General features: G+C 71.8%; 10 protein-coding genes. 7 read left to right on the forward strand and 3 right to left on the reverse strand.

Annotation, left to right across the window (positions count from 1 at the left end):
• Positions 1 to 24: 24 nt before the first annotated feature.
• The 4 genes from AOJ26_RS22820 (at position 25) to AOJ26_RS22835 (ending at position 5,637) form a co-directional block, all read left to right on the forward strand.
• The gene (locus AOJ26_RS22820) at positions 25 to 2,892 is read left to right on the forward strand and encodes a glycoside hydrolase family 2 TIM barrel-domain containing protein (RefSeq protein ID WP_053850204.1); all 2,868 of its coding nucleotides are present in this window, start codon (positions 25 to 27) and stop codon (positions 2,890 to 2,892) included.
• 138 nt (positions 2,893 to 3,030) lie between these two features.
• The gene (locus tag AOJ26_RS22825; RefSeq protein WP_053850205.1) at positions 3,031 to 4,026 is read left to right on the forward strand and encodes an ABC transporter ATP-binding protein; all 996 of its coding nucleotides are present in this window, start codon (positions 3,031 to 3,033) and stop codon (positions 4,024 to 4,026) included.
• A 1-nt stretch (position 4,027) separates the two neighbouring features.
• Positions 4,028 to 4,831 (forward strand): ABC transporter permease, encoded by an 804-nt coding sequence (locus AOJ26_RS22830; protein ID WP_053850206.1) that lies wholly within the window; start codon positions 4,028 to 4,030, stop codon positions 4,829 to 4,831.
• 5 nt (positions 4,832 to 4,836) lie between these two features.
• Positions 4,837 to 5,637, forward strand: coding sequence for an ABC transporter permease (locus tag AOJ26_RS22835; RefSeq protein WP_053850207.1), 801 nt, complete (start codon positions 4,837 to 4,839; stop codon positions 5,635 to 5,637).
• 45 nt (positions 5,638 to 5,682) lie between these two features.
• Here AOJ26_RS22835 and AOJ26_RS22840 read toward each other — a convergent pair whose 3' ends face one another.
• A complete protein-coding gene (locus AOJ26_RS22840; protein WP_053850208.1) occupies positions 5,683 to 6,933 on the reverse strand; it encodes an MFS transporter in 1,251 nt (416 codons plus the stop codon).
• Positions 6,934 to 7,039: 106 nt separating this feature from the next.
• Positions 7,040 to 7,495 (reverse strand): MarR family winged helix-turn-helix transcriptional regulator, encoded by a 456-nt coding sequence (locus tag AOJ26_RS22845; RefSeq protein ID WP_199828867.1) that lies wholly within the window; start codon positions 7,493 to 7,495, stop codon positions 7,040 to 7,042.
• A gap of 174 nt (positions 7,496 to 7,669) precedes the next feature.
• Here AOJ26_RS22845 and AOJ26_RS22850 point away from each other — a divergent pair, with 174 nt between their 5' ends.
• The 3 genes from AOJ26_RS22850 (at position 7,670) to AOJ26_RS22860 (ending at position 10,111) form a co-directional block, all read left to right on the forward strand.
• Positions 7,670 to 8,635: an alpha/beta hydrolase gene (locus AOJ26_RS22850; RefSeq protein WP_053850209.1), complete on the forward strand. Its 966-nt coding sequence runs from the start codon at positions 7,670 to 7,672 to the stop codon at positions 8,633 to 8,635.
• A 104-nt stretch (positions 8,636 to 8,739) separates the two neighbouring features.
• Positions 8,740 to 9,327 carry a TetR/AcrR family transcriptional regulator gene (locus AOJ26_RS22855; protein ID WP_053850210.1) on the forward strand — a complete coding sequence of 196 codons (588 nt, stop codon included), beginning with the start codon at positions 8,740 to 8,742 and terminating at the stop codon, positions 9,325 to 9,327.
• Positions 9,320 to 10,111, forward strand: coding sequence for an alpha/beta fold hydrolase (locus tag AOJ26_RS22860; RefSeq protein ID WP_053850211.1), 792 nt, complete (start codon positions 9,320 to 9,322; stop codon positions 10,109 to 10,111). The genes AOJ26_RS22855 and AOJ26_RS22860 overlap by 8 nt, the downstream gene beginning before the upstream one ends.
• Here the strand turns inward: AOJ26_RS22860 and AOJ26_RS22865 are convergent.
• Positions 10,106 to 10,564 carry a hypothetical protein gene (locus tag AOJ26_RS22865; RefSeq protein WP_053850212.1) on the reverse strand — a complete coding sequence of 153 codons (459 nt, stop codon included), beginning with the start codon at positions 10,562 to 10,564 and terminating at the stop codon, positions 10,106 to 10,108. The genes AOJ26_RS22860 and AOJ26_RS22865 overlap by 6 nt on opposite strands.
• Between the last annotated feature and the right edge of the window lie 84 nt (positions 10,565 to 10,648).

The following is a 10,648-nucleotide window of genomic DNA, read 5'->3' on the forward strand; positions in this document are numbered from 1 at the left end:
CCTTCTCTCAGGACCTGGAGACCGATGTCCTTCCGCACGACCTCCCCGGCCTTCGACTACGTCGAGGACGTCTCGCCCGGCAGCGGGGCCCTCCCGCCCCGCGCCTGGTACGCGTCCTCCGACGCGAAGGCCCTGCCCCTCGGCGGCACCTGGCGCTTCCGGCTGTCGGCGACGGCCGACGCCGAGGACGACTCCTTCGCCGAGGAGGGATACGACGCCGCCGACTGGGCCGAGGTCACGGTCCCCGGACACTGGGTCCTCCAGGGCGACGGCGCCTTCGGGCTGCCGATCTACACCAACCACCTCTACCCGTTCCCGGTGGACCCGCCGCACGTCCCCACCGAGAACCCGACCGGCGACCACCTGCGCGTCTTCGACCTGCCGGAGGACTGGCCCGCCGACGGTGGCGCGGTGATCCGGTTCGACGGGGTCGAGTCCTGCGCCCGGGTCTGGCTCAACGGCACGGACATCGGTGAGTTCAAGGGCTCCCGGCTCGCGCACGAGTTCGCCGTGGGCCATCTGCTGAAGCCCCGGGGCAACGTGCTGGCCGTCCGCGTGCACCAGTGGTCGGCCGGCTCCTACCTGGAGGACCAGGACCAGTGGTGGCTGCCGGGCATCTTCCGTGAGGTGACCCTGCTGCACCGCCCGGCGGGCGCGGTCCTCGACTTCTTCGTGCACGCCTCCTACGACCACCTCACCGGCGAGGGCACCCTGCGCGTCGACTCCGACGTCGACGGGCGGGTGCTCGTGCCCGCCCTGGACATCGATGTCGCGACCGGTGAGTCCGTGACCGCCCTGGTGGCCCCGTGGAGCGCCGAGAGCCCCCGGCTCTACGACGGCGAGCTGGTCACCGAGGGCGAGCGGGTCCCGCTGCGCATCGGCTTCCGCACGGTCGTCCTGGAGGACGGCCTGATCAAGGTCAACGGCAGGGCGGTCCTGTTCAAGGGCGTCAACCGGCACGAGTGGCACCCGGAGACGGGCCGCGCCCTCGACCTCGCGACCATGCGCGAGGACGTACTGCTGATGAAGCGGCACAACATCAACGCCGTGCGCACCTCGCACTACCCGCCGCACCCGGCCTTCCTGGACCTGTGCGACAAGTACGGCCTGTGGGTCATCGACGAGTGCGACCTGGAGACCCACGGCTTCACCGAGCAGGACTGGCGGGACAACCCCGTCGACGACGACCGCTGGACCCCGGCGCTCCTGGACCGCGCGGCCCGCATGGTCGAGCGGGACAAGAACCACCCCTCGATCGTCCTCTGGTCGCTGGGCAACGAGGCCGGCACCGGCCGCGGCCTGACCGCGATGGCCGAGTGGATCCACGGGCGCGACCCCGAGCGGCTCGTGCACTACGAGGGCGACTGGAACTGCCGGGACACCGATGTGTACTCGCGCATGTACGCCTTCCACGACGAGGTCGAGAAGATCGGCAAGGAGCTGGACGGCGGCACCCACAAGCGCCGGGCGCTGCCGTTCATCCAGTGCGAGTACGGCCACGCCATGGGCAACGGCCCCGGCGGCCTCGCCGACTACCAGGACCTCTTCGAGAAGTACGACCGTCTCCAGGGCGGCTTCGTCTGGGAGTGGATCGACCACGGGATCAGCCACGCCGAGCTGGGCTACGCCTACGGCGGCGACTTCGGCGAGGAGCTGCACGACGGCAACTTCGTCTGCGACGGCCTGGTCTTCCCGGACCGCACGCCCTCCCCCGGGCTCGTCGAGTACAAGAAGGTCGTCGAGCCGGTCCGCATCGAGGGCGCCGACGGCACCGTACGCGTCACCAACAAGTACGACTTCGCGGACCTGTCCGCGCTCGACTTCGAGTGGTCGTACGAGGTGGAGGGCGAGAGCGTCGAGGCGGGCACGCTGGCGGTGCCGGCACTGGCACCCGGTGAGTCGGCCGACCTGAAGCTGCCGGAACCGCCCGCCCACGAGGGGGCCGAGGCGCAGTGGACGGTACGGGCGCTGCTGGCGTCCGACACGGCCTGGGCGCCGAAGGGCCATGTCGTCGCGTGGGGCCAGCTCCCGGCCACCGCCGCGGTACGGCCCTCCGTGGCGCCCACCGGCCGGCCGGTGCGCGGCGAGCGGCTGATCACCCTCGGTCCGGCCTCCTTCGACGCCCGTACCGGGGCCCTCAAGGCGATCGGCGGGGTGGCGGTCGAGAGCCCGCGGCTGGACGTGTGGCGGGCGACGACCGACAACGACGAGGGCACGGAGTGGAACTCCGGCGTCCAGTACAGCGCGCTGTGGCGCACGCTGGGTCTGCACCGGATGCGGCACCGCCTGGCCTCGGTGGAGGTCGGCGAGGAGGCGCTGACGGTCCGCACCAGGGTGGCGCCCGCCGCCCGCGAGGTCGGCCTGGGCGTGGTCTACCGCTGGACCTCGGACGGCTCGCGGCTCCGCCTGACGGTGTCCGTCGGCCCCGACGGCGAGTGGACACAGCCGCTGCCCCGCCTCGGCATCCGGCTCGGGCTCCCCGAGGCGGACCAGGTCAGGTGGTTCGGCGGCGGCCCCGGCGAGGCCTACCCGGACACCCGGAAGGCCGCCATGGTCGGGCGCTGGAGCGCGACCGTGGACGAGCTCCAGACGCCGTACCTGCGCCCGCAGGAGAACGGCGCCCGGGCCGACGTCCGCTGGGTGGAGCTCGGCGGGCTGCGGATCGAGGGCGACCCGGAGTTCTCCTTCACCGCCCGCCGCTGGACGACCGAGCAGCTCGACGCGGCCGCCCACCTCACCGACCTCACCCCGGGCGGGACGGTGTGGGTGAACCTGGACCACGGCCACCACGGGATCGGCTCGCAGTCCTGCGGTCCGGGCCCGCTGCCGCAGTACCACCTGCGGGCCGAGCCGGCGGAGTTCTCCTTCGTCTTCTCGGTGCTCTCCCGGTGATCGATTAGTCCAATGACCAGGTGGATTAATCCATTGCCGGTGTGATCGGGACTCTGCGACGGTCATGGTGTGCCCGCGGCCGGTCGGCTTCTCAGCCGACCGGCCGCAACCCGTGTTCAGCGCAAGGGAGTTCACACCGTGAGGGGAAGCATCGAGGTGCGCGGTCTCTCGCGCACCTTCCACACCACCGTCCGCCGCCCCGGCCTCGCCGGCACCCTGCGCTCCCTGGTCAACCCGGAGCGGGTCGCCAAGCACGCCGTCTCGGACATCACGTTCGACGTGGCGCCCGGCGAACTCCTCGCCCTGCTCGGCCCCAACGGCGCCGGCAAGTCCACCACCATCAAGATGCTCACCGGCATCCTCACGCCCACCTCGGGCGAGGCGCGGGTGGCGGGCGTGGTGCCGTACGAGGACCGCGAACGCAACGCCCGTAACATCGGCGCGGTCTTCGGGCAGCGCACCCAGCTCTGGTGGGACCTGCCGGTGCGCGAGTCGTTCTCGATCCTCCGGGACATCTACGAGGTGCCGAGGGCCGAACACGCGGCCCGGCTCGCGGAGTTCGACGCCATCCTGGAGCTGTCCGCGTTCTGGGACACCCGGGTCCGCCATCTCTCCCTCGGCCAGCGGGTGCGCTGCGACCTGGCGGCCGCACTGCTGCACGACCCGCCGGTCGTCTTCCTCGACGAACCGACCATCGGCATGGACGTGGTGGTCAAGGAACAGGTGCGGGAGTTCCTGCGCCACCAGGTCGAGGAGCGCGGCCGTACGGTGCTGCTGACCACCCACGACATGACGGAGGTGGAGCGGCTCGCCGAGCGGGTCGTCCTGATCAACCACGGCCGGCTCGTCCTGGACGGCAGCCTCGACGAGATCCGCCGCAAGTTCGGCTCGACCTGGCAGGTCAGGGCCACGTTCGCGGACGCGCACGCGGAGGTCGAGCCGCTGCCCGGGATCGCCGTACTGCGCAAGGACGGACCGCAGGTGGTCTTCGGGCCCGACGGACCGGACGCCCCGACGGTGCACCAGGCGCTGAAGGCGGTCATCGAGCGGTACGAGGTGACGGGCGTCGCGATCGACGAGGCCGACCTCGAGGACGTGATGCGGGCCGCGTACGTGCACGCCGAGGCGGTCTGAGATGGCGGTTCTGCACGCCTGGCGCGCCGCGCGCGTCACCCCGCTCGGCGAGCTGCACGCACCGCCCCGGATGACGGCGGTCCTGGTCCGCCTCGTCGTCCAGGTGATCCTGGTGGCGTCCCTGTGGCACGGCCTGTACGACCGCACCGGCACCACCGCGGGTCTCTCCGAGGGGCAGGCGGTGACGTACGCCGTGCTGGCCGTACTGGCTTCCCGGCTGCGGGAGTTGGACCAGTACGCGGGCCGGGACACCGTGCTCCAGCACATGCACTTCGGCACGATCGTCTACTGGTACCTGCGCCCGCTGCCCCCGCAGCGCTACCACGCCCTGCGGGCGCTCGGCGAGCAGGTGTACGGCTTCGCCTGGGCCCTCGGCGGCTATCTGGTGTGCCTCGCGGCGGGGGTGGTGGACCCGCCCAAGTCCGCTGCTGTGGCAGGGGTGTTCGCGCTGAGCCTGCTCCTCGGCCAGGTGGTGCTGTACAACGTCATGCTGCTGCTGGACCAGATGTGCTTCTGGACGGTCCGCAACAACGCGGCGATGCTGATCCTGATCTTCGCGCAGAACCTGCTGTCCGGGGTGTACGCGCCGCTGTGGTTCTTCCCGGAATGGTTCATCACGCTGAGCGGATTCCTGCCGTTCCAGGCGACGTTGAGCGTTCCACTGTCGATCTACATCGGCCGGATCCCCCTGTCGGACGCCGGCGGACAGCTGGCGATCCAGGCCGGCTGGGCCGTGGCGCTCACCCTGTTCACCCGTTTCCTGTGGCGGCGTGCCGCCCGCCGTGTCATCTCCCAGGGAGGCTGAGGCCGATGAACGCCGTCCGGATCGCGTGGCGCGTCACGCGTCTCAACTTCCGTGCGCAGCTCGAGTACCGCACGGAGTTCCTGCTGATGATCGCGATCGGTGCGATCTGGCAGGTGTCGGTGATCGTGTTCGCCACCGTGCTGCTGACCCGCTTCACCGGGATGGGTGGCTGGGACAGCTCGGAGGTCCTGTTGATCCCGGCGACGCGGATGCTCGCCCACGGACTGTTCGTCCTGCTGCTGGGGCGGGTGCACGGCGCGGGCCGGCAGATCCAGGAGGGCAGGATCGACATCTACCTGACCCGCCCGATGCCGGTGCACCGCCAGCTCCAGCTGGAGTTCTTCCCCACGAACGCGATAGGCGACCTGACGGTGGCGGTCGGCCTGATGGTGGGCGCGCTGAGCCGCAGCCAGCTCGACTGGACACCGGGGCGGATCTCCTACCTCGTCGTGGCGGTCATCGGCGGCATGTTCCTGGAGGCGGCCCTCTTCACGGCGGTCGCCTCGGCGGGCCTGCGCTACCCGGCGGCCGACTATTGGAGCCGCTGGCTGGAGGAACTGCTCGGCACCTTCGGCAGCTACCCCCTGAACGTCCTTCCGAAGGCGGTCGGCGGCCTGCTGACCTACGGCCTCCCCCTCGCCTTCGTCGCCTACTTCCCGGCAGCGGTCCTGACCGGCCACGGCCACGACACGGGCGTCCCGTACTGGATGGCGGCCCTGTCACCGCTGGTGGGCGCAGTGGCGTACCTGGGCTCACGGGTGCTGTGGCGGTGGAGCCTCCGGCATTACGCGGGGATCAACGGGTGACCCGCGGGGCCGTGGGCGGCGGGCTCCGCCGAGCGCCGGGCGGCGTCAGGACCGCCGGACCGGGGTGAACAGGGCGGCTATGCCGACGAGTACGCACGTCGTGCCCGCCAGGAGGCCCACCGGGGCCGTGCCCCGGTGTTCGGCCGCCCAGGTGAGGACGGCCGCGCCGATCGGGGCCGCTGAGTAGTGGAGGGTCCAGAAGGCGGAGGTGACGCGGCCGAGGAGGGGTTCGGGGGTGACCTCCTGGCGCAGGGACATGGAGCAGGTGCCCGCCATGCCGCCGCAGGCCAGGAAGAGCGCGACCAGGAGCGCCACGGCCGGTACGCCGCGGACCCAGCCGATGCCGGCGAAGGCCAGCCCGCACAACGCCACCGAGCCGGTCCACACCGCGCCGAAGCCGAGCCGTCGGCGTACCCGGGCCACCAGCAGGGCGCCGGTGATGGTGCCGAGCGCGCCGACGGCCATCACGGTGCCGACCGTGCCGTCGTCGTGGCCGAGGTCGTGCTTGAGGTGGTAGATCACCAGGTCGTTCAGGCCGAGGGTGAGGAAGCTGAACACGAACAGCAGCACGGTGAGCGAGCGCAGCACCGGGTGGGCGCGCAGGAACGCCGCTCCGGTGCGCAGGTCGCGCCACAGACCGGTGCGTCCGGCTGCCTCGGCGGGGCGGCCCCGGAACCGCACGAAGAACGTGCACAGCGCCGACACCCCGAAGCTCGCCGCGTCCACGCCGACCGCCGTGGCGGGGCCCGTCCAGGCCGCCACGACACCCGCGCACACCGGCCCCAGCACCCCGGCCGCGGCGGCGGTCGCGTTCAACCGCCCGTTGGCCTCCGTGAGTTGACCGGTCCCGACGAGAGCCCGTACGACGGTGACGTACCCGACGGCGAACAGCATGCCGACCGCCTCGCACACCGGCAGCACGGCGTACAGCAGCCAGATCCGGGGCCCGAACAGCCACACCAGCGGGATCAGCCCGTACAGCGCCATCCGCACGAGGTCGCAGCCGATGAGCAGCCGGCGCCGGTCGACCCGGTCCACCACCACGCCCGCGAACACGGCGGCGACGACCGAGGCGGCACCGCCGACCGCCGTCAGCAGTCCCATCCGGGCGAGGGAGCCGGTGGTCTCGAGCACCAGCAGGGGCAGGGCGATCAGGGCGAAGGAGTCACCGAGGACGGAGAGGGTCTGCGCGGCCCAGAAGACGGCGAAGTCGCGCTGCCGCCAGAGCGGACGTGAACGAGCCGTCGGCGAAGGGGACTTGTCGGTCGTGCCGTCCCGCTGAGCCTCGTACGCCATGCCCCTCCCCCGGTGCCCCGGCAACCCTAGGACCCCGGACGGCGACGCCCAAGCGAATTAGCGCACGGTGGCCGCGGCACCCACGGCAGTCAGGCCACGGCCGGGGTCACCCCGCCGTCACATTGCTCGTGATCAGCCGGAGCAGTCGCTTCGCCGCCGCGTCCTCCTCCGGTGTCAGGCCCATCGCGTCCCCCATCGCGGACGGCACGGCCCGGGCCTTCTCCCGCAGTCGCGCCCCCTCGTCCGTGAGCCGGATGGCCACCGAGCGCTCGTCGTCGAGCCGGCGTTCCCGGCGCAGGAGCCCCGCCGCCTCCAGGCGTTTGAGCAGCGGTGACAGCGTGCTGGACTCCAGTTGCAGGGCGGTGCCCAGGTCGCGTACGGAGATCGAGTCCTGCTCCCAGAGCACCAGCAGCACCAGGTACTGGGGATAGGTCAGCCCGAGTTCGTCCAGGAGCGGGCGATAGCGCGCGGTGACCGCTCTCGACGCCGCGTAGAGGGCGAAGCAGAGCTGGTCGTCCAGGAGCAGGGACAGCTCACCCGGCTCGTCTGCGGTGGTACTCACGGAACGGCTCCCTTCGGTGGGTCCTCCACGGTACGCGTTCAGGTCTGCCTCGATTCTATCGACCACTAATTAGTTGTGCGCGACTCAATAGCGCGCTACTGTTCTCGATGTGCCGCCGCCCGGCCGAACCGACAGACCGAGCGCGCCCGCGGCACCCGATCCGAGGAGATCGTCATGACCGACAGCACCGCCCGCCCCGTACTGGAGCCCGCCGCCCAGGCCTTCGTGGAGGCCACCGCGAACCCGCCGTACCTCTTCGACCTCGGCCCGGCCGAGGGCCGCAAGGCGGTCGACGAGGTGCAGTCGGGCGACATCGCCAAGCCCGAGGTGGACGAGGAGTGGGTGACCGTGTCCGGCGGCCCCACGGGCAGTGTCCGGGCCCGGATCGTCCGGCCCGCCGGCGCCACCGGTTCCCTCCCCGTGGTGATCTACATCCACGGCGCGGGCTGGGTGTTCGGCAACGCCCACACCCACGACCGTCTCGTCCGCGAACTCGCCGTCGGCGCGCACGCCGCCGTCGTCTTCCCCGAGTACGACCTCTCCCCGGAGGCCCGCTACCCGGTCGCCATCGAGCAGAACTACGCCGTCGCCCGATGGGTCGTCGAGCAGGGCGCCGACAAGGGGTTCGACGCCACGCGCATCGCCGTGGCCGGTGACTCCGTCGGCGGCAACATGACCGCCGCCCTGACCCTGATGGCCAAGGAGCGCGGCGACGTCCCGCTCGTCCAGCAGGTCCTCTTCTACCCGGTCACCGACGCGAGCTTCGACACCGGCTCCTACCACCAGTTCGCCACCGGCTACTTCCTGCGCCGCGACGCCATGCAGTGGTTCTGGGACCAGTACACGACCGACGAGGCCGAGCGCGCCCAGATCACCGCGTCCCCGCTGCGCGCCACCACCGAGCAGCTCACCGGACTGCCCCCGGCCCTGGTCATCACCGGCGAGGCCGACGTCCTGCGCGACGAGGGCGAGGCCTACGCCAACAAGCTCCGGGAAGCCGGCGTCCCGGTCACCGCCGTCCGCTACCAGGGCATCATCCACGACTTCGTGATGCTCAACGCCCTGCGCGAGACCCACGCCGCCGAAGCCGCGATCAGCCAGGCGATCAGCACCCTCCGCACAGCTCTGGCGACCGCCTGACCAGACCCCCCGCACCCCTCCGAGGCCCCGGATCGAAAAATCCGGGGCCTTTCCCTATGCCCTCCAGTATATTTCCTAGGAGTCCTAGTTTCAGTGGAGCACGCATGGTCCCCCGAGCCGGCCTGAGCGCCGACCGCCTCACCGAGGCCGCAGCCGACCTCGCCGACGAGATCGGCTTCGAGAACGTCACCCTGGCCGCCCTGGCCAAACGCTTCGGCGTGAAGGACGCGAGCCTGTACTCGCACGTCAGGAACCTCCAGGACCTGCGCACCCGGGTGGCCCTGCTCGCCGGCGGCGAGCTGATCGACCGGATCGCCGTCGAGGTGGCGGGCCGGTCCGGGAAGGACGCGCTGGCCGCCTTCGCCGGCGCCTACCGGGCGTACGCGCTGGAGCGGCCGGGGCGGTACGCGGCCACCCAGATCCGGATCGACCAGTCGCTGATCGCCGGCACCCCCGCGCTCCGGCGCACCGCCGAGATCACCTACGGCATGCTGCGCGCCTACGGCCTCGCCGAACCCGATCTCACCGACGCGGTACGCCTGTTGCGCGCCACCTTCCACGGCTATTGCGCCCTGGAGTCGGCGGGCGGCTTCGGCGCACCCCGCGATGTGCAGAAGTCCTGGGACAGGGCGGTCGACGCCCTGCACGTGGCACTCGAGAACTGGCCCCATGAGGAGAGCACCGATGACTGACCCGTCCTACGACATCACCGGCCGCGGCCCCGTCCTGCTGCTGCTTCCCGGCGGCGCCGGCCACCCGATGGGCCTCGGCCCGATGACGGAGGCGCTCTCCGGGCACTTCACCGTCGTCACCTACGACCCCCTCGGCCTGGCCCACGGCCGCCTCGGCGAACACGTCGCCGACCAGCGGGTCCAGGACTGGAGCGACGGGGCGCGGCGGGTACTCGACGAGACGCTCCCGGAGGGTGGGACGGCGTACGCCCTCGGCACCAGCGCAGGGGCGGTCGCCGCGCTCGATCTTGCGGTCCGGCACCCGGAGCGGTTGCGGCACGTCGTCGCGCACGAGCCGCCCTGCGTCGGGGTGCTGCCGGACGGGGCCCGGCAGCAGGCCGCGTTCCGGGAGGTCTGCGAGGTCTACCGGGCCAAGGGGCTCGCGGCGGCGGGCGCCCTGATGACCGCCGTACTGGAGGAGCGGGACGCGGGAGACCTCCCCGAGGGCCGGCCCCTGTCCCGGGAGGAGGAGCTGACGACCCCCATGGCGCTCGCCCTCGCGCACGTCATCGGGCCCTTCACGTCCTACCTTCCCGACGCGGGCCCCACGCAGACCCGGCTCACCGTCGCCGCGGGCGCGGACTCCCGCGGCCAACTCATGTACCGCACGGCTGAGTTCCTGGTGAAGCACCTTCAGGCCGACTTCGCCGAGTTCCCCGGCGGCCACCTCGGCATCCTCCAGCACCCGGTGGACTTCGCCGAACGGCTCGCGCGCACACTGCTCGGGACCGGCCTGCGGTCATGACAGGTCACCGAGCGCGTCGGCGTAGTACGTGGACCCCCTGAGGTGCAGGGCCAGTTCGCGGAAGCTCCAGCCCGGACCGGGTGACCGGTCGAGTTGCTCCTCCGTGAGCGCGTCGAGGCGGTTGGCCCAGACACGGGCGAGCCGCACGAGACGGCTGCGGGCCTCGTCCAGGTCCTCCTGGGTGAAGGGGGCGAGGTCGGCCGCGGTGGTACTCGCCGACGCGTGCCAGCGGTCGGGCTGCGGGTCCTCGCCCGCGAGCCGCGCCTCCAACTCGGCGAGGTGGTCGACCAGATGGTCGGCGACCCGCCGGATCGCCTTGTGCGGGGTGTACACACGCCCGTCGACGCGAGCGGGCTCCCCGTCCCACGCGGTCCAGGTGGCGGCCAGCCCGAGAACATGCTCCACCATGCCGGTGACGGCCTGTGCCGGGGTCTCCTGCGGATGTTCGTTCATGCCGGGACGGTAGCGAGGGGTTGCTTCGGCGCCGGCCGAAGTGTGGCGGGGGGATGGGGCACGGCCGGTGGGCGAAGCAACCCC

Source organism: Streptomyces sp. NRRL B-24085 (assembly GCF_001282115.1).
In the GTDB taxonomy this organism is placed as follows: Bacteria; Actinomycetota; Actinomycetes; order Streptomycetales; family Streptomycetaceae; genus Streptomyces.